17 protein-coding genes, 2 rRNA genes and 1 riboswitch (1 of these 20 cut by a window edge) are annotated in these 21,868 nt (G+C 44.2%); of the genes, 18 read left to right on the forward strand and 1 reads right to left on the reverse strand.

The genetic code is table 11. The features are described 5' to 3' along the window. The 17 genes from ACP8HG_RS19895 to ACP8HG_RS19975 all read left to right on the forward strand — a co-directional run. Positions 1-2,227, forward strand: a 23S ribosomal RNA gene (locus tag ACP8HG_RS19895); it begins 705 nt to the left of the window's first position. Between the two features lie 80 nt (positions 2,228-2,307). Beyond that, positions 2,308-2,423: ribosomal RNA gene (rrf, locus tag ACP8HG_RS19900) — 5S ribosomal RNA — on the forward strand. Positions 2,424-3,800: 1,377 nt separating this feature from the next. Beyond that, entirely contained in the window at positions 3,801-4,322 is a 522-nt protein-coding gene (locus tag ACP8HG_RS19905; RefSeq protein WP_156476136.1) for a DUF2179 domain-containing protein, read from the forward strand. Next, a complete protein-coding gene (locus tag ACP8HG_RS19910) occupies positions 4,319-4,519 on the forward strand; it encodes an NETI motif-containing protein (RefSeq protein WP_067205568.1) in 201 nt (66 codons plus the stop codon). Before ACP8HG_RS19905 ends, ACP8HG_RS19910 begins: the two co-directional genes overlap by 4 nt. 76 nt (positions 4,520-4,595) lie before the next feature. Then, a riboswitch (purine riboswitch) is annotated at positions 4,596-4,695 on the forward strand. A 257-nt stretch (positions 4,696-4,952) separates the two neighbouring features. Next, positions 4,953-5,441 carry a 5-(carboxyamino)imidazole ribonucleotide mutase gene (gene purE, locus ACP8HG_RS19915; protein ID WP_067205573.1) on the forward strand — a complete coding sequence of 163 codons (489 nt, stop codon included), beginning with the start codon at positions 4,953-4,955 and terminating at the stop codon, positions 5,439-5,441. Then, complete coding sequence (purK, locus tag ACP8HG_RS19920) at positions 5,438-6,559, forward strand: 5-(carboxyamino)imidazole ribonucleotide synthase (RefSeq protein WP_438297751.1); 1,122 nt, start codon at positions 5,438-5,440, stop codon at positions 6,557-6,559. The genes purE and purK overlap by 4 nt, the downstream gene beginning before the upstream one ends. Before the next feature lie 183 nt (positions 6,560-6,742). After that, entirely contained in the window at positions 6,743-6,997 is a 255-nt protein-coding gene (purS, locus tag ACP8HG_RS19925; protein ID WP_067205578.1) for a phosphoribosylformylglycinamidine synthase subunit PurS, read from the forward strand. Beyond that, a complete protein-coding gene (purQ, locus tag ACP8HG_RS19930; protein WP_067205581.1) occupies positions 6,994-7,680 on the forward strand; it encodes a phosphoribosylformylglycinamidine synthase subunit PurQ in 687 nt (228 codons plus the stop codon). The genes purS and purQ overlap by 4 nt, the downstream gene beginning before the upstream one ends. Beyond that, a complete protein-coding gene (gene purL / locus ACP8HG_RS19935) occupies positions 7,664-9,883 on the forward strand; it encodes a phosphoribosylformylglycinamidine synthase subunit PurL (protein ID WP_067205584.1) in 2,220 nt (739 codons plus the stop codon). Before purQ ends, purL begins: the two co-directional genes overlap by 17 nt. After that, positions 9,859-11,280 carry an amidophosphoribosyltransferase gene (purF, locus tag ACP8HG_RS19940; protein WP_067205586.1) on the forward strand — a complete coding sequence of 474 codons (1,422 nt, stop codon included), beginning with the start codon at positions 9,859-9,861 and terminating at the stop codon, positions 11,278-11,280. Before purL ends, purF begins: the two co-directional genes overlap by 25 nt. A 15-nt stretch (positions 11,281-11,295) precedes the next feature. Beyond that, positions 11,296-12,354, forward strand: a complete 1,059-nt coding sequence (purM, locus tag ACP8HG_RS19945; RefSeq protein WP_438297754.1) for a phosphoribosylformylglycinamidine cyclo-ligase — start codon at positions 11,296-11,298, stop codon at positions 12,352-12,354. Continuing rightward, complete coding sequence (gene purN / locus ACP8HG_RS19950; RefSeq protein ID WP_187046599.1) at positions 12,351-12,923, forward strand: phosphoribosylglycinamide formyltransferase; 573 nt, start codon at positions 12,351-12,353, stop codon at positions 12,921-12,923. Before purM ends, purN begins: the two co-directional genes overlap by 4 nt. Before the next feature lie 103 nt (positions 12,924-13,026). Continuing rightward, on the forward strand, positions 13,027-14,562 hold the full coding sequence (gene purH / locus ACP8HG_RS19955; RefSeq protein WP_354314737.1) for a bifunctional phosphoribosylaminoimidazolecarboxamide formyltransferase/IMP cyclohydrolase: 1,536 nt from the start codon (positions 13,027-13,029) through the stop codon (positions 14,560-14,562). Between the two features lie 13 nt (positions 14,563-14,575). Next, positions 14,576-15,835: a phosphoribosylamine--glycine ligase gene (gene purD, locus ACP8HG_RS19960; protein ID WP_187046601.1), complete on the forward strand. Its 1,260-nt coding sequence runs from the start codon at positions 14,576-14,578 to the stop codon at positions 15,833-15,835. Between the two features lie 417 nt (positions 15,836-16,252). Then, positions 16,253-17,290 (forward strand): LytTR family transcriptional regulator DNA-binding domain-containing protein, encoded by a 1,038-nt coding sequence (locus ACP8HG_RS19965; protein WP_338653653.1) that lies wholly within the window; start codon positions 16,253-16,255, stop codon positions 17,288-17,290. A gap of 119 nt (positions 17,291-17,409) precedes the next feature. Beyond that, positions 17,410-18,258 (forward strand): ABC transporter ATP-binding protein, encoded by an 849-nt coding sequence (locus ACP8HG_RS19970; protein WP_338653652.1) that lies wholly within the window; start codon positions 17,410-17,412, stop codon positions 18,256-18,258. Beyond that, entirely contained in the window at positions 18,255-18,965 is a 711-nt protein-coding gene (locus ACP8HG_RS19975; RefSeq protein ID WP_338653650.1) for an ABC transporter permease, read from the forward strand. The genes ACP8HG_RS19970 and ACP8HG_RS19975 overlap by 4 nt, the downstream gene beginning before the upstream one ends. A gap of 135 nt (positions 18,966-19,100) precedes the next feature. Here ACP8HG_RS19975 and ACP8HG_RS19980 read toward each other — a convergent pair whose 3' ends face one another. Beyond that, positions 19,101-19,793 (reverse strand): class I SAM-dependent methyltransferase, encoded by a 693-nt coding sequence (locus ACP8HG_RS19980; RefSeq protein WP_438297758.1) that lies wholly within the window; start codon positions 19,791-19,793, stop codon positions 19,101-19,103. Between the two features lie 355 nt (positions 19,794-20,148). Here ACP8HG_RS19980 and ACP8HG_RS19985 point away from each other — a divergent pair, with 355 nt between their 5' ends. Further along, a complete protein-coding gene (locus ACP8HG_RS19985) occupies positions 20,149-21,867 on the forward strand; it encodes an adenine deaminase C-terminal domain-containing protein (RefSeq protein WP_438297760.1) in 1,719 nt (572 codons plus the stop codon). Position 21,868 lies beyond the last annotated feature (1 nt).

Raw genomic sequence — 21,868 nt, forward strand, 5'->3', positions numbered from 1 at the left:
GGGGTCGTAGACCCGAAACCAGGTGATCTACCCATGTCCAGGGTGAAGGTAAGGTAACACTTACTGGAGGCCCGAACCCACGTACGTTGAAAAGTGCGGGGATGAGGTGTGGGTAGCGGTGAAATTCCAATCGAACCTGGAGATAGCTGGTTCTCTCCGAAATAGCTTTAGGGCTAGCCTCAAACTTAAGAATCTCGGAGGTAGAGCACTGTTTGGACTAGGGGCCCATCCCGGGTTACCGAATTCAGACAAACTCCGAATGCCGATGATTTATGTTTGGGAGTCAGACTGCGGGTGATAAGATCCGTAGTCGAGAGGGAAACAGCCCAGACCACCAGTTAAGGTCCCCAAGTATTCGTTAAGTGGAAAAGGATGTGGCGTTGCCCAGACAACCAGGATGTTGGCTTAGAAGCAGCCATCATTTAAAGAGTGCGTAATAGCTCACTGGTCGAGTGGCGCTGCGCCGAAAATGTACCGGGGCTAAACGAATCACCGAAACTGTGGATTGACATCTTAGATGTCAGTGGTAGGAGAGCGTTCCAAGGGCGTCGAAGCTAGACCGTAAGGACTGGTGGAGCGCTTGGAAGTGAGAATGCCGGTATGAGTAGCGAAAGAAGGGTGAGAATCCCTTCCACCGAATGCCCAAGGTTTCCTGAGGAAGGCTCGTCCGCTCAGGGTTAGTCAGGACCTAAGTTGAGGCCGAAAGGCGTAGACGATGGACAACAGGTTGATATTCCTGTACCACCTCCCCGCCGTTTGAGCAATGGGGTGACGCAGTAGGATAGGGTGAGCGCGCTGTTGGTTATGCGCGTCTAAGCAGTGAGGTGTGGAATGAGGCAAATCCCGTTCCTATAACATTGAGCTGTTACAGCAAGGGGATTTATCCCTGAGTCCCTGATTTCACGCTGCCAAGAAAAGCCTCTAGCGAGGCGGGAGGTGCCTGTACCGCAAACCGACACAGGTAGGCGAGGAGAGAATCCTAAGGTGATCGAGAGAACTCTCGTTAAGGAACTCGGCAAAATGACCCCGTAACTTCGGGAGAAGGGGTGCTCTGGTAGGGTGTTAAAGCCCGAGAGAGCCGCAGTGAATAGGCCCAGGCGACTGTTTAGCAAAAACACAGGTCTCTGCAAAACCGCAAGGTGAAGTATAGGGGCTGACGCCTGCCCGGTGCTGGAAGGTTAAGAGGAGAGGTCAGCGCAAGCGAAGCTTCGAATTGAAGCCCCAGTAAACGGCGGCCGTAACTATAACGGTCCTAAGGTAGCGAAATTCCTTGTCGGGTAAGTTCCGACCCGCACGAAAGGCGTAACGATCTGGGCACTGTCTCAACGAGAGACTCGGTGAAATTATAATACCTGTGAAGATGCAGGTTACCCGCGACAGGACGGAAAGACCCCGTGGAGCTTTACTGTAACCTGATATTGAATTCCGGTGCAGCCTGTACAGGATAGGTAGGAGCCTTGGATTCCGGAGCGCTAGCTTCGGATGAGGCGTTGGTGGGATACTACCCTGGCTGTATTGGACTTCTAACCCATGCCCCTTATCGGGGCAGGAGACAGTGTCAGGCGGGCAGTTTGACTGGGGCGGTCGCCTCCTAAAGAGTAACGGAGGCGCCCAAAGGTTCCCTCAGAATGGTTGGACATCATTCGTAGAGTGCAAAGGCATAAGGGAGCTTGACTGCGAGACCTACAAGTCGAGCAGGGTCGAAAGACGGGCTTAGTGATCCGGTGGTTCCGCATGGAAGGGCCATCGCTCAACGGATAAAAGCTACCCCGGGGATAACAGGCTTATCTCCCCCAAGAGTCCACATCGACGGGGAGGTTTGGCACCTCGATGTCGGCTCATCGCATCCTGGGGCTGTAGTCGGTCCCAAGGGTTGGGCTGTTCGCCCATTAAAGCGGTACGCGAGCTGGGTTCAGAACGTCGTGAGACAGTTCGGTCCCTATCCGTCGCGGGCGCAGGAAATTTGAGAGGAGCTGTCCTTAGTACGAGAGGACCGGGATGGACATACCTCTGGTGTACCAGTTGTCTTGCCAAAGGCATCGCTGGGTAGCTATGTATGGACGGGATAAATGCTGAAAGCATCTAAGCATGAAGCCCCCCTCGAGATGAGATTTCCCATTACGCAAGTAAGTAAGATCCCTCAAAGAAGATGAGGTTGATAGGTCTGGGGTGGAAGCACGGCGACGTGTGGAGCTGACGGATACTAATCGATCGAGGACTTAACCAATTTTGAAAAGGGCTTGATTACCCTGATTCGTGTAGCACAATGTCTGTTTTATTCAGTTTTGAGCGAACAAGCTCAAAGAGTCTGGTGACGATTGCGAAGAGGTCACACCCGTTCCCATCCCGAACACGGAAGTTAAGCTCTTCAGCGCCGATGGTAGTTGGGGGTTTCCCCCTGCGAGAGTAGGACGCCGCCGGGCGCAAGGTCATTGCCAATAGGTAATGGCTTTTTTTGTGTTTATTTTTAGAAGTTTTTTTAGATATATATATTAAATAAATGAGTAACTATAGGAACCTAGAGAATGCGCATTTAAAGAGGCATCCGAAGCTCTGAGAGTAATGGAGCACTAACTAGGCTTAGGGAGCGAGATATCCCTAGCGCAATAAGGAATTCAAAGGGATTCTTAATTTTAACTTACATAGGTTAATTTGTACTTATACAAAAAAAGTAAGGATAATCGTATACATAAAAAACTCAAGCGCCTTGGTGGAGCCGAAAAGGACGACAAGCGATAGAGGAAGGCAGCTTAGGATCAGCGCGACACAGGTAACACAATGTCGCAACAGCTCTGCATGCCCCCCGTTGTGTAGGATCGGGAGCTAGGCGCTGGAGTATAGACACTACTCTAGGTGAAAAAGTTTATAATTTCTTGTCTTTCGAAAAAAGGGTGGTCTCAATTAGAAAAACGTCGCCTTTCCCCTTCCGTGTCTACATTACTAGGCATAGGGATAATAAGTTCGCATGCTGATGGTGGTTCGGAGCTCTTTCCTGTGAGGAGTAGGACGTCGCCGGTAGTAAGGTCATTGCCAATAGGTAATGGCCTTTTTGTCGTCCGGGAAATAATGAAATCTCGTACTTATGGAGAAATGCTATCTAAGTTAAATTATTGAATATGTTATGAAAACAGAGCGCTAGCTTCTTACTGGGAAAGACGGAGCCAAATGACTATAGGATAGGTGAAGCAGTTAGATTAATGGGGTTGGGCATACAAAATGCGATATTGAAGGGTTTATTTACTTCAATTTATATAATAACGAAATTCCGTAAATGTACAGGTCTTAATGTAAGTGTGTTATATATATGATCGGTTTACGTGTTGAAATGATCGGTTGTGCATTGGTTATGATTGTTTAGGTATTGATATGATCGGTCGTGCAGTGGTTATGATTGTTTAGGTGTTGAAATGATCGGTCGTGCATTGGTTATGATTGTTTACGTGTTGATATGATCGGTCGTGCATTGGTTATGATTGTTTAGGTGTTGAAATGATCGGTCGTGCATTGGTTATGATTGTTTACGTGTTGATATGATCGGTCGTGCAGCGGTTATGATTGTTTAGGTATTGATATGATCGGTCGTGCTCCTGATACGCTCGCTCGCCTATAATTTTAGCCATTATGATTGAACAATTAGCGACATAAGAATTGGTGTTAGATTATGGAAGTGGCGATTAGAATACCTAAATTCATCTTCGGATTCGAGCTACTTGTCCGTCTATTCTTAATAGCTTGAAATCATAGCCTAACAGCGATACGATAAGGGTCAAGCAATATTGAAAGGGGTGGTTATTTTGCAAATGGTGCTCATTATATTCGCGATTAATATCGTGTATGTTACATTTTTTACAGTGCGCATGATTCTAACGTTAAAAGGCTATAGATACATCGCTGCCGGACTTAGTGTAGTAGAAATCGTTATCTATGTCATCGGCCTTGGTTTAGTGCTTGATAACCTGAATGAAATACAGAACTTAGTAGCCTATGCAATCGGTTATGGTTGTGGAGTTATTATTGGGTCGAAGATTGAAGAGAAGATGGCACTTGGCTATATTACAGTAAATGTAATTACGTCAGAGAAGAACTTGAAATTACCGAGTATACTGCGGGAAAAAGGTTACGGAGTCACAGATTGGTCAGCGAATGGTCTTGATGGGGATCGGTCTGCTATGCAGATTCTTACCCCGCGTAAATATGAATTGAAACTTTACGTTACTATTAAAGAAATAGACCCAAAAGCATTTATTATTGCATACGAGGCGAAAATGATACATGGCGGTTTCTGGGTTAAGAGTGTGAGGAAAGGGAAGTTGTTCAAGTGAGTAAAAAGAAGACTATATGGTTTGACGTGGAAACAGAAGAGACTATTGAGGATTGTTTAAAGCGAATGGCTGCAGAAGGTTATGCAGTTGCGGGACGAAAGGAAGAGCCGCTGTTTACTGAGGTGAATGGAGAATTTATTCCAGTACGGCAAGTTATCAAGTTCAAAGGTGTACTAAGAGAAGATGAAAATGCCTAAAAGGCGAACGTTATGGGATAGCGATATGTAATTGTTCGCCTTTTCTATTGACGAATGCTCGCGGTCTTGTTAAAATATAGAGAGTAAATAGAATCCCCATATATGCTGTGGAATTGGCCGCAGTGTTTCTACCAGGACACCGTAATGTCCGGACTATGCGGGAAAGCGACTTTCAGGAATTGTAGCGAAAGGTGTGTGGGTACCTATGGGTGCAATCATCTTAACGCATATTTCAACGTCCTCGAATGATCTGCTTTTCATGCATATGAAGAGTGGTTTGTTCGAGGACTTTTTAGTTTAGGAAATGTTGGCTAGGCTTCAGGTGCCAGACGCTCGGGTCATAAGACGGCCTGTTGCCACAAAATGTGGCAAACTTATGCAACATTCATTTGTAGCGGCACCTAACGCTTTTCTTAAAAGGAGCGGATTATAAGTGGAACCGAAAATCGGTGTCATTATGGGAAGTAAAAGTGATTGGGAAACAATGAAACATACGTGTGACATTTTGGACGAACTAGAAGTCCCTTACGAGAAGAAAGTCGTCTCAGCACACCGTACACCTGATTTCATGTTTGAATATGCAGAACAAGCGCAAGATAAAGGTTTAGAAGTCATTATTGCAGGAGCTGGGGGAGCTGCACACCTTCCAGGGATGGTTGCAGCAAAAACATTGCTACCCGTTATTGGCATACCTGTTCAGTCAAAAGCGTTGAATGGAATGGATTCCTTATTATCCATTGTTCAAATGCCTGGAGGTGTTCCAGTGGCGACTATGGCGATTGGGAAAGCAGGCGCTGTGAACGCAGGTCTTCTTGCTGCACAGATGTTAGGTGTCCATGACAAAGCTCTAATGAAACGTATTGAAGAGCGCCGTAATAACATGCGTGATGCGGCACTAGAAAGTAGCGGTGACTTACTATGAAAACAATTTTACCTGGACAAACGATAGGGATCATTGGTGGGGGACAGCTTGGTCGGATGATGGGGCTTGCCGCGAAGGAAGCGGGATTCAAAATCGCGGTGCTAGATCCTGTTATGGATTCACCGTGTGGTCAAATTGCTGATATACGGATTGTTGCACCTTACAACGATGAGATTGCACTCGAGGAACTAGGTGAAGTGAGTGACGTCATCACATATGAATTCGAAAACATTGATTATGAGGGATTGAAAAGGCTCACTCAAATCGCACACGTACCGCAGGGCGCAGAACTTGTCCGGATCACACAGAATCGTATCAATGAAAAAGCAGAAATTACAGCATCGGGTGCACCTGTTGCAAACTATGTAGCGGCACAGACGTTTGAAGAGCTAACATTGAAAATTGGAGAAGTCGGCTACCCTTGTATCGTCAAGACTGCATTCGGTGGTTATGACGGCAAAGGGCAAGTGAAAATCGACTCTGAAAGTGATCTTCACGAAGCGGAATCACTCTTTGTTCATTCGGCATGTATTGCAGAAGCGTTCGTTCCGTTTACAAAAGAAATATCAGTGATCATTCAACGGAATGATAAAGGACAATCTTACTGTCTTCCAGTTGCTGAAAATATTCATAAACACCATATACTGCATGAATCAATCGTTCCAGCACGGGTCAATGAAAAAGTCTTAGCCCAAGCCGAAGATGCAGCGAAGAAAATCGCAGATCATCTCAATCTTGTCGGAACATTGGCGGTTGAAATGTTCGTCTTAGAAAATGATGAAATTATTATTAATGAATTAGCACCACGTCCACATAACTCGGGTCATTATTCAATTGAGGCGTGTAACATTTCGCAGTTCCATCAGCATATCCGTGCTATTTGTGGCTGGCCACTTCGCAAGCCGATATTATGGCAATCTTCGATTATGGTGAATGTGCTCGGCGAACATGTAGCACCACTGACGAAGATTGTTACGGATTATCCAGATTGGTCAATCCATCTATATGGCAAAGCCGAAGCGAAATTAAAGCGAAAAATGGGACATGTCACAATCATGACGGACAACATTGAAACGACATTGGAAGACATTAATTCAACGGGAATTTGGTCTGAATAGAGGGGGATACTTATGATAAAGCGATACCCCAGTCCAGAAATGGACGCTGTACGGTTAGAACAAAATAAGTGTTATACGAATTTCAAGCAGCTCCGTCTTGACTGAATAATTGACGGCAGCTTTTCAACATTTCAAAGTTTCAAAAAGAAACTTAATCTAATTCCATTTGGGAGGAAAAAAGACATGACGAAAGTAAACGTATACGTAACACTCCGTGAAAGTGTTGTTGATCCACAAGGGGTAGCAACTAAAGAAGCGCTTCAAACGATGGGTTATAAAGAGGTCGAAAACGTACGCATTGGGAAATTGATTGAGCTAGAATTAGACGAATCAGTTACAAATATCGATGCACGTGTCAAAGAAATGTGCGAAAAGCTTTTAGTCAATAAAGTTATTGAGGACTACCGATATGAAATCGGGGAGGTCGCGGGCAAATGAAGTTCGCTATACTTGTTTTCCCAGGATCGGGTTGCGACATCGACATGTATCATGCGGTAAATACCGTTCTGGGCAATAAAGCAGAATACATCTGGCATACAGAAGCGAATCTTGACGGTTATGACGCAGTACTTATTCCGAGTGGAGCATCGTACGGGGATTATCTGCGTGCGGGTGCACTAGCGCAAAGCTCACCAGCAATCGAGAGCTTGAAAGCATTTGCTGCAACAGGGAAACCTGTTCTTGGTGTGGGTAACGGGTTCCAAATTCTCGCTGAAGCAGGCCTTTTACCAGGCGCTTTCTTGCGCAATAAAGGACTGAAATTCAGGTCTGGCAAAACGAACTTGACTGTCTTGAATACAGATTCTATATTTACGGCAGATTACGACAACGGGCAAGAAATCACAATTCCGTTTGCTCATGAATTCGGCAACTATTATGTTGATGAAAAAACAGTAGCAGAATTGAAAAGTACTAACCGTATCGTATTTACATATGCGGACGGTAATGCAGATGGCAGCACAGCGGACATCGCGGGTGTTTTAAACGAAAAAGGCAATGTGCTCGGTATGATGCCCCTTCCTGAACGTGCAGTTGAGGAAATCATCGGAGGAACAGATGGATTGCCTCTATTCAATTCAATCTTGAAAAGGTGGAGTGAAAATAATGTCAGCCAAGCATGAACCGAACGCACAACAAATTAAAGATGAACAATTATACCGCCAAATGGGAATGACAGATGAGGAATTCGAACGTGCAACAGAGATGTTAGGACGCCTTCCAAACTATACGGAAACGGGTTTATTCTCTGCATTGTGGTCTGAACACTGCTCATATAAGAGCTCGAAACCAGTACTGCGTAAATTCCCAACTGATGGGCCACGTGTTCTTCAAGGACCAGGAGAAGGAGCAGGAATCGTCGACATTGGCGACAATCAAGCAGCTGTTTTCAAAATGGAATCCCATAACTCTCCTTCTGCGATTGAACCGTTCATCGGGGCAGCAACTGGTGCTGGTGGGGTTCTGCGTGACGTATTTTCAATGGGCGCCCGCCCTGTAGCACTTGTAAACTCACTTCGTTTCGGCGATCTAACAGACGAACGTGACCGTTATTTATTCGAAGAAGCGGTTGCAGGGATTGCAAGTTACGGAAATGCGATTGGTATACCTACTATTGCTGGCGAAGTTCAGTTCGATAATTGTTATTCTAAACGTCCACTCGTCAATGCGATGGCTGTTGGTTTGTTAAATCATGAAGACATTCAAAAAGGGATCGCTTCCGGTATCGGTAATAGTGTGATGTATGCCGGTGCTACAACAGGACGTGACGGGATTCACGGTGCGACGATGTCTTCATCCGAAGTAAAAGATGGAGAACTTCCAGTGATGCAAGCTGGTGACCCGTTCCTTGAAAAACTTGTGATGGAAGCATGCCTTGAGCTTGTAAAATCAGATGCGTTAATTGGGATTCAAGATATGGGGGCAGCAGGACTTACTTCTTCTGCGGCTGAAATGGCATCAAAAGCAGGGTATGGTGTTGAGTTAAACCTTGACCTAGTACCACAACGTGAAGAAGGAATGACAGCATATGAAATGATGTTGTCAGAATCTCAAGAACGTATGCTAATCGTCGTGAAAAAAGGCCGTGAACAGGAAGTAACGGATTTATTTGCGAAATATAATGTCGAAGCGGTAACGATTGGTAAAGTAACAGATGATAAAATGCTGCGCCTGCTTCATAAAGGTGAAGTTGTCGCTGAAGTATCAGCTGATGCACTTGCTGAAGACGCACCGGTTTACCATAAGAAATCCGAGGAACCTGCTTATTTCAGAGAATTCCAAGCGATGGAAATGACAGAACCTGTCGTGACAGATTTGAATGAAACACTTAAAGACCTCTTGCAACGTCCAACGATTGCATCGAAAGAATGGGTCTATAATCAGTTCGATACACAAGCTAGGTCAAATACGGTCGTTGCACCAGGTTCATCTGCGGGTGTCATTCGTGTCACTGGAACGAATAAAGGACTTGCGATGACATCCGATTGTAACTCACGTTTCGTCTATCTTGACCCAGAAACAGGCGGGAAAATTGCCGTTGCTGAAGCAGCACGTAATCTCATTTGTTCAGGCGCGGAACCAATTGCAATTACAGATTGCTTAAACTTTGGTAGTGCGGACAAGCCGGAAGTATTTTGGCAGCTTGAGAAATCAGCTGACGGAATTTCTGATGCATGCCGCAAGTTGAATGCTCCTGTAATAAGCGGGAACGTTTCCTTATCTAATGAAGTGAATGGTGTTCCAATCTATCCGACACCAACGATTGGTATGGTCGGCCTTGTTCATGATTTATCACAAGTAACGACTACTGAATTCAAAAATGCAGGCGATGTCATTTATGTCATCGGTGAAGCATCACTTGATTTCGGCGGTAGTGAATTGCAACAAATGACGGAAGGGAAAATTTTCGGCCAAGCTCCGGCAATTGACCTTGAAGTTGAAGCAGCACGCCAGAAAGAACTTTTGACAGCGATCCAAGCGGGACTTGTTCAATCAGCAACAGATTTATCAGAAGGCGGATTTGCAGTAGCGCTTTGTGAAAAAGCATTCGGTACGGAAGGTCTTGGAGCAGGCGTTACAGTTTCAGGATCTGCAGTAACAGCATTATTCAGTGAAACGCAATCACGTTTCCTTGTGACTGTAAAAGAAGAAAAAGCGTCAGATTTCGAAAAAGCTGTAGCAGATGCGATTAAGATCGGTGTAGTTACGGATAGTAACCGTATCGTTATTAACGGTGAAGACGGTACGTTAATCGACGGGACGGTGGATGAACTCCGTTCTGCTTGGAAAGGGGCTATCCAATGCTTGCTGAACTCAGAGGCTTAAACGAAGAGTGCGGTGTGTTTGGCATTTGGGGTCATGAAGACGCGGCGCAGATCAGTTATTATGGTCTGCACGCGTTACAACACCGGGGACAAGAAGGAGCCGGTATCGTTACGAAGGAAGGCAAAAAGTTTCATGTGATTAAAGGCGAAGGTCTTGTCAATGAAGTGTTTTCTGGTAATGAGATCAATGATTTAAAAGGAAATTCAGCAATTGGGCAAGTGCGTTATTCTACAGAGAACGGTCGCGGAATCGAAAATGTTCAGCCGCTCGTTTTCCGTTCAACAACTGGAAGTCTTTCGGTCGCTCACAATGGCAACATTGTGAATGCGGTCGAACTACGCGAGCATCTTGAACGTCAAGGTAGTATTTTTCAAACGAATTCTGATACAGAAGTGCTAGCGCATTTAATTAAGAAAAGTAGCGGTTCTTTAACACAGCGTGATCGTGTAAAAAAAGCATTGTCGATGTTAAAAGGTGCTTTTGCGTTTGTCATCTTGACGGATGACGGATTAATGGTTGCGCAGGATCCGAATGGTTTGCGTCCATTATCCCTTGGGAAACTGGGAGATGCTTGGGTCGTAGCATCTGAGACATGTGCGTTCGATCTTATTGGTGCAGAATGGGTTCGTTCGGTAGAGCCGGGAGAACTCATCATTATTAATGATAAAGGTCTTCAGTCGGACCGTTTTGCGAAAGCTGCGGACTCGGCTATGTGCTCGATGGAATATGTCTATTTCGCACGCCCTGATTCGGATATTGATGGTATTAATATTCATTCAGCACGGAAGCGTTGCGGTAAACGACTTGCACGTGAAGTGCATATCGAAGCAGACGTCGTCACAGGTGTACCGGATTCAAGTATTTCAGCGGCTATTGGGTTTTCTGAGGAAAGTGGAATTCCATATGAGTTAGGGCTGATCAAAAGTCGTTATGTCGGGCGAACGTTCATTCAACCAACACAGGAGATGCGTGAAAGAGGCGTGAAGATGAAACTTTCACCAGTGCGTCAAGTTGTGAACGGTAAAAGAGTCGTCATGGTGGATGATTCGATTGTGCGCGGCACCACGTCTAAAAGGATTGTCAATCTGTTGAAAGAAGCCGGTGCGACGGAAGTTCACGTTGTGATTGCGTCTCCACCGCTTGTCAGTCCGTGTTTTTATGGTGTAGATATCAGTACGGATTCAGAATTGATAGCAACAAATAGGACGGTTGATGAAATCCGAGAGCTTATCGGTGCAGATTCACTGACATTCCTGTCTGCTGAGGGAATGGTCGAAGCCATTGGACGTCCCGATAAAACAAAGAACTGTGGACAATGCCTTGCATGCTTTACAGGAGAATATCCTACAGAAATCTATTCAGATACAGTGTTGCCACATAAGAAAGAAATTGTTTGATAGGGGGACTTTTACATGTCGAAGGCTTATGAAAACGCAGGTGTAAATATCGAAGCTGGTTACGAGTCAGTTGAACGGATGAAGTCACATGTTGCGCGAACTGCGCGTAAAGGTGTTACAGGAACGTTCGGCGGTTTTGGTGGCATGTTCGATCTATCCGCACTTAACTACAAAGAACCGGTACTTATTTCCGGTACAGACGGTGTTGGAACAAAGTTGAAACTGGCGTTCATGGCAGATAAGCATGACACGATTGGTATTGACTGTGTCGCTATGTGTGTTAACGATATTGTGGCGCAGGGCGCAGAACCTCTTTACTTCCTTGATTACATCGCACTTGGCAAAGCCGTTCCTGAAAAGATAGAAGCGATTGTTAAAGGAATCGCAGATGGTTGTGTTCAATCTGGTGCAGCATTAATTGGTGGAGAAACGGCTGAGATGCCAGGACTTTACGAAGTCGATGAGTATGACCTTGCAGGATTTGCAGTTGGAGCATGTGAAAAGAGTAAAGTTGTCACGGGTGAAAAAGTTGTTGCTGGAGACGTTCTTGTCGGTATCGCTTCAAGCGGTATTCATTCGAACGGTTATTCACTCGTCCGTAAAATTGTAATTGAAGATCAGGGCTGTGAAATTGACGGTTTGATTGCTGGATACGAAGATCTTGGAACAGTTGGAAACGCACTTCTTACACCGACGAAAATTTATGCGAAACCTGTTCTTCAAATGCATAACGAACTCGACGTCCATTCAATGGGCCATATTACGGGCGGCGGCTTCTACGAAAACTTACCGCGTATGTTGGTAGATGGATTCGGAGCGGAAATTGACCTTGGTTCATGGCCAGTACTTCCAGTATTCAAAATGCTGAAAGAAAAAGGCGAACTGTTGGATAAAGATCTATACAGCGTATTTAATATGGGTATCGGTTTTGTAGTTGCGCTTCCTGAAGAACAAGCGAATGCTGCCCTTAAAATTGCAGCTGAGCACGGGGAAGAAGCATTCATTATTGGACGTGTAATTGAAGGCGATGGCGTCACATTTACAGGGACACATGACGGAAGTCTTGCCGAATGAATCGAAAAGTGAAGATTGCCGTTTTCGCATCCGGAAGCGGCAGTAATTTTGCAGCAATTGAACAAGCATGTAGCGCAGGTGAATTGAATGCTGAAATCGTCCTGATGGTGACAAATAAGCCGGAAGCATTTGTTGTTGAACGTGCTGACAAAGTGAGTATTCCAGTTGCAGCAATACGTCCAAAAGATTTCGAAACGAAAGATGCGTACGAAGAAGCAATTCTTCATGCACTTCGAGAATCCGGGGCGGAATGGCTAGTTCTTGCAGGTTATATGCGTCTTGTTGGGCCGGTCCTATTGATGGCTTATCCTTCTCGCATAGTCAATATTCATCCTTCACTACTGCCTTCGTTTCCTGGAAAAGATGCGATTGGACAAGCGGTTGCGCATGGCGTGAAGGTAACGGGTGTTACCGTTCATCTTGTGGATGAAGGAATGGATACAGGACAAATTCTTGCACAGTGTGCAGTCGATGTTGTCAGTGGAGATGAAGATAAAACAGCCGAAGCGATTCATGCTGTTGAACACGGTTTATATAAAGATACGTTAAACGAACTTTTTAGCCGGTAATGATCAAGGCTTGGGCCGGCAGAAAGCAGGTCATGCAGTCGTTGCGACAGGAAGTCGCGATTTTAGACTGCTATCCTAACATACTAATTGGAGGGTTTTATTCGTGAAAAAACGTGCATTGCTTAGCGTGTCAGACAAAAACGGTATTTTGGAATTTGCAAAAGAATTGGAAAGTCTCGGTTATGAACTGTTATCAACAGGCGGTACAATGAAACATCTTGCAGACAATGGCGTCGCAGTAACAGCAGTCGATGCAGTAACCGGATTCCCTGAAATTATGGAAGGCCGCGTTAAAACGCTCAACCCAATGATTCACGGAGGACTTCTTGCGAAACAAGACAATCCCTCTCATATCTTACAAATGGAAGAGCATGGCATCCAGCCGATTGATGTTGTTTGTGTTAACTTGTATCCGTTTAAAGAAACGATTTCAAAGCCGGACGTAACCAATGATGATGCAATTGAAAATATCGATATTGGTGGACCAGCGATGCTTCGTGCTTCAGCGAAAAACCATGCATACGTCACAGTTATCGTAGATGCAACAGATTACGATCAAGTGCTTACCGAGATCAAAGCAGATGGCAAAACGACACTTGAAACGCGCAGACGTCTTGCAGCAAAAGTTTTCCGTCATACAGCGGCATACGATGCACTTATTGCCGGTTTCTTGACTGACCTTACAGGCGAAGAATTCCCTGAGCAGGTTACGTATACATATGAACTAAAACAACCGCTTCGTTATGGAGAAAATCCACACCAAAAAGCAGCTTTCTACAGCCGTCCACTTGGTTCTGATTTCTCAATTGCGTACGCGAAACAATTACATGGCAAAGAACTTTCGTATAACAATATCCAAGATGCCAATGCGGCTATCCAAATCATTAAAGAATTTGATAAAGCAGCAGCTGTGGCGGTAAAACATATGAATCCATGTGGTGTTGGAACAGGCAAAACAATTTTCGAAGCGTTCAATAAAGCATATGAAGCAGACTCGACGTCTATCTTTGGCGGTATAATTGCATTGAACCGTGAAGTTGATGCTGCAACTGCTGAAAAGTTATCGGGTATCTTCCTAGAAATTATCATCGCACCTGCATTCACAGAAGAAGCAGTTGAAATCTTGACGAAGAAGAAAAATATTCGCTTGATGACAATTTCGTTTGATCAAAACAAAAAAGACAAATGGAATACAGTTTCTGTTGAAGGCGGATTGCTTATGCAAGAGCCGGATGCATACGGATTTGCGGATGCAGACATTCGTGTTGCGACTGACCGCCAGCCAACTGAAGCTGAATGGGAAGCGATGAAACTTGGTTGGGCTGTTGTAAAACATGTGAAGTCCAACGCAATTGTCGTGACTGATGACAATATGACACTCGGTGTTGGTGCGGGGCAGATGAACCGTGTTGGAGCAGCGAATATCGCGCTAACGCAAGCAGGCGAACGCGCTAAAGGTGCAGCGCTTGCATCTGATGCATTCTTCCCAATGGATGATACAGTCGAAGCCGCAGCGAAAGCGGGCATTACGGCAATTATTCAACCAGGCGGATCAGTGAAAGACGAAGATTCGATTAAGAAAGCTAATGAATACGGTATTACGATGGTATTTACAGGCGTACGTCATTTCAAACATTAAGGAGTAGATTGCATTGAATATACTCGTTATCGGGAGCGGTGGCCGCGAGCATGCGATTGCCAGACAGTTCAATGTCTCCCCTTCAGTCAATAAAGTTTTTGTCGCACCCGGCAATGATGGCATGAAAAATGATGCTGAATGTGTGCAAATCGATGCGTTGGATTTTGAGGCACTTGCTTCATTTGCACAAGAGAACCATGTGGACCTGACATTTGTCGGCCCTGAACAACCGCTTGGAGAAGGAATTGTTGATTACTTTACTGAACGTGGATTAACAGCGTTCGGTCCGACGAAAGCGGCGGCGTTGATCGAAGGAAGTAAGTCATTCGCTAAAGAGCTGATGACAAAGTATGCTATTCCAACGGCTGCGTATGGAACATTTACCGATGCAGAAGAAGCAAAAGCGTTTATCCGAGAAAATGGTGCCCCAATTGTCGTTAAAGCAGACGGACTTGCAGCTGGGAAAGGTGTTATCGTTGCAATGACGCTGGAGGATGCGCTTGAAGCAGTCGACGATATGATTGGCAACCAGAAATTCGGCGAATCTTCATCACGTGTTGTTATCGAAGAGTTTTTGGACGGCGAAGAGTTCTCTTACATGTCGTTTGTCCATGACGGTCAAATTTACCCGATGGTTGTCGCGCAGGATCATAAGCGTGCTTATGACGGTGATAGAGGACCGAATACGGGTGGTATGGGCGCTTATTCACCCGTTCCGCAAATTTCGGACGCAGTTGTGAAAGAAGCATACGATAAAGTCGTCGTTCCGACTGTTGAAGCAATGGCTGCAGAAGGGACTCCGTTTACTGGTATTTTATATGCCGGTCTCATTTTGACTGACAAGGGCCCGAAAGTGATTGAGTTCAACGCTCGTTTCGGCGATCCTGAAACGCAGGTCGTCCTTCCACGAATGGCGTCTGACTTTGGTGAATTCATGGCTGCACTTATGGCTGGTAAACCGTATGACTTGAAGTGGGATGACAAAGCGATGTTAGGCGTTGTCATTGCGGCAGATAGATATCCAGGAGATGTAGTAAAAGGGGCGGTATTACCTGATCTTGACGTTTTGTCAGCACGTGACTTAGAAGTCTTCCATGCAGGCACAAAATCAAATGGCGAAGGGTTTGTTGGTAATGGGGGACGTGTACTCCTCATTACAGCGAAAGCAGATTCATTGAAAGAAGCGCAGGTTGAGGTTTATAAAGGTTTGTCTCAATTAGAATGGAACGGATTCTTCTACAGGCAGGACATTGGCTGGCGTACGTTTGAATAAATGAAAAGACCACTAACTTAGTAATGAGTTAGTGGTCTTTTCACGTTTACGAAACATCCAATCCGATAATAAAGAAAAGGAGGATCGGTAGAATACGTATATAGTCAGCACTTAACGAATGGAATGTTCTTCCTGTATCGCTTAGTCGCTTGGTGATGGCCTTACACAATAAGCCCGCCAGAAGAACACTGTCAGTCTTATTGATCCGGCGCCTGCAGGATGCGGGTGTGCAGCCATTGCCGCAGGACGCGGCAATGGCTGCCTTTCATTAGTGTCGCTTCTTCGCTAGATTTGTTCGTTATACGGGTGAAGTATAGCACTTAGTTAATTCCAAATAAGTAGTGCTGAATATATAGTTGCAAAATTTACCAAATTATTTATACTTAAGGTGATGCTTTCCAGAAAGGTGAAGAGACAATGGGTTTGCAATTTACTGGCGTGGAGAAAAGATTAAATGATTCACTCATTTTTCCCGAATTTAACTTACATAGTGGTAGCAATCAAGTAACGGCAATTTACTCCAGTCTTAATGTACGTAACACGCTTTTACAGATGCTTACAAAGGAGATACCCATTTTAAACGGCGAAATATACATAAATGATGTCGAGATTTCAAAGGTGACTCTTTCAGACATCGGTTTTTCATTTCTGAATGAAGGGCTATATGAGCGTTTAACGGTTGCTGAACAGATCAATTTTTACCGTAAACTTTATAGCGCAGATATATCTACTGCAACGATTTTACGAAAAGTTCACCTTGAAGAGAAGCGAAATGTAAGGATAAAGAAATTATCTTACTCGGAGCAAAGACGGATCCAATTTGCGAAGCTCCTCATTCAAAATCCTGAGCAGTTCATATTTGAAGAACCCGACCAAAACATCGATATCGAAACACAGCGCGTATTAATTATTATGCTGGAAGAGCTACGTGATAAAGGGAAAAGTGTACTAATATTAACGGGGAATATGGAGAGCGCAGTCAATTTAGCGGATAAGGTTTTTAAGTTGGATGAAAACGGTTTGCATGAAATTCAAATAGCTAGGGAACTTGAAGAGGACATTCCTTCAATTTTGGAAGCGAGCGCTGAAATAGATAAAACAGAAATACAACCAGTCCGATTTGAAAAAATACCTACGAAGGTAAATGAGAAAATTGTTCTCTTTGATCCACCTGAAATTGATTATATTGAAAGTAACGATGGACAGTCTTCACTCCATATTAACGGGGAAGCATTTCCAACGATGTTCACGATGAATGAGCTTGAAGAACGATTGCAGCATTTCGGATTTTTCCGTTGCCATCGTTCCTATATCGTAAACCTTCAAAAAGTTCGCGAGGTAATTACATGGACACGGAACAGTTACAGTCTCATTCTAGATGATGAAAAAAAGTCGAATATCCCACTGTCAAAAACAAAAATGGCTGAATTGAAAGTGATGTTGGGCCTGAAATAAGCTCCATTCACCCCCAAAAAAGCTCTTTTCAATGGAAATATGCTGTCTTTGCGTTGAAAACGACTTAATCTGAAGGTGCAACAACAAAACAACGACTTGTACATTTCAGGGGGAGAACAATGGAAAACATCATCGAAGTTCAATCGTTGGAGAAAGTGTTCGCGAATCAGACGGCACTTGAAGACGTCAATTTCCACGTTAAAAAGGGAGAGATTTTTGGATTTCTCGGTCCGAGTGGTTCGGGGAAAACGACAACGATTAAAATATTGACGGGTCAATTAAACCAGACGAGTGGAAAAGCGACCGTCTTTGGAGAACCGGTTTCAGGGATGAAAAAAGGTGAATCGAGAAAGAAAATCGGAGTACTGACGGACAACAGTGGATTGTATAGTCGGTTATCCATTTACGATAACTTGAAGCTTTATTGCGTGCTGTATGAAGTACCGGAACAACGAATTGCGGAGGTGTTAGTGCTTGTTAATCTAACAGAAGAAAAGAAAAAAGTTGTTTCGAAGTTGTCGAAAGGGATGCTTCAGCGTGTGATACTTGCCCGAACACTTTTACACGAACCTGAGCTACTATTTCTTGATGAACCGACGTCTGCGCTGGATCCAATGAATTCGCAACATATTCATGAAGGACTACGGGAATTGCAAGCCCGCGGGACAACAATTTTCCTTACCACTCATGATATGAACGAAGCGGAATTGCTCTGTAATCGAGTCGCATTTCTAAACAAAGGACAGATCAGACTAATGGATGAGCCAGGGGCGTTAAGAAAGCGCTATTCAGATGCCATGATGACTGTAGAGTTGAAAAACAATGAAAAAGTCGTGTTGAAGAGTACAGCTGAGGATGCCCAAAAGATGTTCGACTATATGTCGTCAAATCAAGTGGTCGCCATTCATTCAAATGAACCGACGTTAGGCGATATTTTTGTCGAAGTGACAGGGAGGAAATTATCATGACTTTTTCAATGAAACGCGTAAATGCTATCTTTCAGAAAGACTTCAAGGATATTTCAAGAAATTCATCTGTTTCGGTTACGGTGCCTATACCGCTTGTTCTAGCATTTTTTTTGGGCGAGATGAGTGATGATATTTCGATTGTTGCACATTATATGATCATCAATTTCTCAATGGTCATTGTTGGGGCGTTTGTTCAGTGTTGTTTAATAGCTGAAGAGAAAGAGAAGAATACGCTGCGCGGGTTAATGTTGTCACCTGCTTCGACATTGGAAATACTCAGTGGGAAAAGTTTGTTAAGCTTGATAGCGACGATGATGATTATAATAATTGGGGCTATGCTGTCCGGCTATAAATCGGATAATGTAGTCATCATAGCAAGTGCAATCCTATTAACCAGTTTGTTTTTCATCGGTTTGGGGACACTTCTCGGCCTACTTGCTAAATCAGTTATGGAAGCTTCTGTGATTATTCTGCCCTTTATGCTTGTATTCGGATTTGGATCAATGGCTACGATGTTTGCAGACAAATACCCTATATTGAAAGCGATGGGTTATACGCCGAATGCACAACTTACGGACATTGCAGTCAAGGTTGAAAGTGGAATTGGATTTGGCGGAGTTTGGTTGAATTTTGGCATCATTGCACTTTGGATTATCGGTATTTTTGTTTTAACAATTATTGTGTTCAAGAAAAAAAGAATAGATTGATCCTATCCACTCTCCAGCGAAGGCGCCTTACTGGGGTAGCCGAAGCGATAAGACTGATAGTGATTTTCTATCAGGCTTATCGTGGGAGGCATCCCCAAGCGCCACAGCGGATTCAATGGAGTTTTTATTGACCATCTACTCCGCCTTACAAATCCACCCACCAAACATATTCGTCGTGAAGAACTTAGCGATGTTACCAAATCCAGCTTCCCTTAGCAAAAGTACAATCTCCTCTTCAGGAATAAAGGAAAGCTTCCTTACTGTTTTCTCCATTTCATTTACCTCTGCTTCAGTTAAATTTGTTGAATCCAACCAGTAAGCTTTCCATAGAGCGAATAGCTCATTAAATGCGGGGTCGCTCGGGTTCCCGTACATGGATGCCATAACGAATGGAGCACCAGGCGAAAGATGATGTCGGATCTTTTTCAGTAGGATCTTTTTTTCATCGATATCTTCAATGAAATGGAGGACGAGCATACAGGTTGCAGCCCCGAACAGTTTCTCGTCTGTTACATCATTGACAGTTCCTTCGATGAATTCCACGCGGTCATCTATCTTCAAGTCAATTGCTTTCATTCGCGCGAAATCAAGCATTGGTGGTGCAGGATCTACTGCTGTAAATGTCCACTCGGGATTAGTTGGTCCTAACGTAGCAAGTTCATTGCCGCCACCCGCTCCAATTATCAATACACTTTCTTGTTGTGTTATGTTTGCTCGAAGATAAGCCTGTACAAGTTTGAACATCGAATCGTAGGTAGGCAACGTTCGGCGCACTCCTCTGTCATATTCTGCGGCCATCTCTTTATCAAACTGCATCTTGTCGGTCATTTTATCAAATCCAATCGATTGTAATACTATACTATTTCGTCAAAAGGTGTCGGAACCCTTTTACTGAGGAAAGGTTCGCATCGTATCTCTGAAAGTAAACAACGCGCTACGTAAACTAAACAACAAAGTTGAGAAAGCATGCAACGTATCAAGAAGTTCGCAACGTTACCTCAAAAGTAGACAACAGAATATCAAAAGTTAACAACGTTCAGTGTAAACTTCACAACGCCCGCCTCAATATGAACTCCTCGTTTGTCCGAAGTAACAAAAAATGTCTACTGAACTCCCTATTTATTTCCTCAATGCTATGCTACGATAAATAGTATGAATAGTTCAGTTAAAGGGAGAGTGTATCATGTGGGAGCCTAAAGAAATAAAAGACCAACTACATATGATCGACGGCAAGAAGGCGCCGGACCTCATTATTACTAATGCAGAATATTTACATTCAATCTATAAAAAATGGGTGACAGGCATCATTTGGATTGCTGGCGATCGGATTGTGTACGCCGGGAAGGAAATGCCGGTAATGACAGAAGGCGCCGAAATCTTCGATGCTACAGGGAAGAAAATTGTACCTGGTTATATTGAACCGCATGTTCATCCGTTTCAATTGTACAACCCGCGGACGTTTGCAGATTATGCATCGCGGCTTGGGACAACGACATTCATTTCGGATAATCTTATATTATTCATGTCTCTTGATAACGAAACATCGTTTGGGCTGCTTGATGAGTTAAATAAATTACCGTTTTCATTTTACTGGTGGGCACGGTTTGATTCACAGACGATTCTACAGAAGGAGGCTGAATTGTTTAATCTAGCTTCTATTAAAGAGTGGATTGAACGTCCAGAAGTATTGGTGGGCGGAGAGTTGACGGGTTGGCCACGGCTCATGACAGGGGAACCCAATATGGTCGCCTCTGTAAATGCTGCAAAAATAGGGGGCAAGAAAATAGAAGGGCATTTCCCTGGTGCCTCTGAGCGGACGTTGGCACGGATGCGTCTTCTTGGAACAGACGGTGATCATGAAGCGATGACGATAGAAGAGGTAGAGGCACGGCTACTGCACGGGTATGGAGTGACCCTACGCTATTCATCCATTCGTCCGGATCTTCCACATTTATTAAAAGACATTGTTGCCAAAGAATTAAATGTGTTTGATCACTTGATGATGACGACGGACGGATCGACGCCTTCATTTCACCTCGATGGCGTAATGGATAAATGTATCCGTGCTGCGCTTGAAGCGGGGGTTCCGCCAATTGATGCATACCAGATGGCATCTTATAACGTTGCGCGCTATTATGATATGACCGATTTACACGGATTCATTGCGACAGGTCGTTTTGCAACGCTAAATATTCTGGAGGATGAGTACAATCCAGTGCCGACGGATGTTTTATCCAAAGGAAAATGGTTGAAACGTGAAAATGAATCGACGGAACCTTTCCCAACCATTGATTGGTCGTTTGTTGAAGCGTTCGCACCGAATTTCGAACTTGATGAATCGGATTTCATATTTGACAATCCGGTTGGTATCGAAATGCTTAACGATGTCATTACAAAACCGTATAATGTGACGATTGACACAAAGGTCGATAAACTTGCGGAAGATCACGATGAAAGTTTCCTTATGCTTCTCGATAGAAATGGAAAATGGCATGTCAATACAATTATTAAAGGGTTCGCAACAGAAATTCAAGGCTTTGCGTCTTCGTATTCGAATACAGGGGATATTATCTTAATCGGCAAAGATAAAAAAGAAATGCACAATGCCTTTAAGGAAATTAAACGAATCGGTGGCGGTATGGTGCTCTCGGAAAACGGTGGTATCGTCGCGACTCTTCCACTGGCAATCGGTGGCGGTTTATCGGCAGAACCGGTTCAAAAATTGATTGAGCAGGAGATAGAATTGAAAAAGGCACTGGCAGATCGTGGTTACACGAAAGGCGATGCAGTCTATACGTTGCTTTTCTTGCAATCAACACATTTACCGTACATACGCATCACACAGATGGGGCTGTACGATGTTATGAAAAAAGAAATGATTGTTCCGGTAACCGGAAGATAGG

The sequence above is a fragment of the Sporosarcina sp. FA15 genome (assembly GCF_051550195.1).
GTDB lineage: Bacteria > Bacillota > Bacilli > Bacillales_A > Planococcaceae > Sporosarcina > Sporosarcina psychrophila.

What these genes read in the sequence shown, in the direction of transcription:
- ACP8HG_RS19970 (WP_338653652.1), top strand. Translation starts at nt 17,410, where the DNA reads ATGGAAAACATCATCGAAGTTCAATCGTTGGAGAAAGTGTTCGCGAAT.
- purQ (WP_067205581.1), top strand. Translation starts at nt 6,994, where the DNA reads ATGAAGTTCGCTATACTTGTTTTCCCAGGATCGGGTTGCGACATCGAC.
- ACP8HG_RS19905 (WP_156476136.1), top strand. Translation starts at nt 3,801, where the DNA reads ATGGTGCTCATTATATTCGCGATTAATATCGTGTATGTTACATTTTTT.
- ACP8HG_RS19975 (WP_338653650.1), top strand. Translation starts at nt 18,255, where the DNA reads ATGACTTTTTCAATGAAACGCGTAAATGCTATCTTTCAGAAAGACTTC.
- purM (WP_438297754.1), top strand. Translation starts at nt 11,296, where the DNA reads ATGTCGAAGGCTTATGAAAACGCAGGTGTAAATATCGAAGCTGGTTAC.
- ACP8HG_RS19965 (WP_338653653.1), top strand. Translation starts at nt 16,253, where the DNA reads ATGGGTTTGCAATTTACTGGCGTGGAGAAAAGATTAAATGATTCACTC.
- purS (WP_067205578.1), top strand. Translation starts at nt 6,743, where the DNA reads ATGACGAAAGTAAACGTATACGTAACACTCCGTGAAAGTGTTGTTGAT.
- ACP8HG_RS19985 (WP_438297760.1), top strand. Translation starts at nt 20,149, where the DNA reads ATGTGGGAGCCTAAAGAAATAAAAGACCAACTACATATGATCGACGGC.
- purL (WP_067205584.1), top strand. Translation starts at nt 7,664, where the DNA reads ATGTCAGCCAAGCATGAACCGAACGCACAACAAATTAAAGATGAACAA.
- purK (WP_438297751.1), top strand. Translation starts at nt 5,438, where the DNA reads ATGAAAACAATTTTACCTGGACAAACGATAGGGATCATTGGTGGGGGA.
- purN (WP_187046599.1), top strand. Translation starts at nt 12,351, where the DNA reads ATGAATCGAAAAGTGAAGATTGCCGTTTTCGCATCCGGAAGCGGCAGT.
- ACP8HG_RS19980 (WP_438297758.1), bottom strand. Translation starts at nt 19,793, where the DNA reads ATGACCGACAAGATGCAGTTTGATAAAGAGATGGCCGCAGAATATGAC.
- purF (WP_067205586.1), top strand. Translation starts at nt 9,859, where the DNA reads ATGCTTGCTGAACTCAGAGGCTTAAACGAAGAGTGCGGTGTGTTTGGC.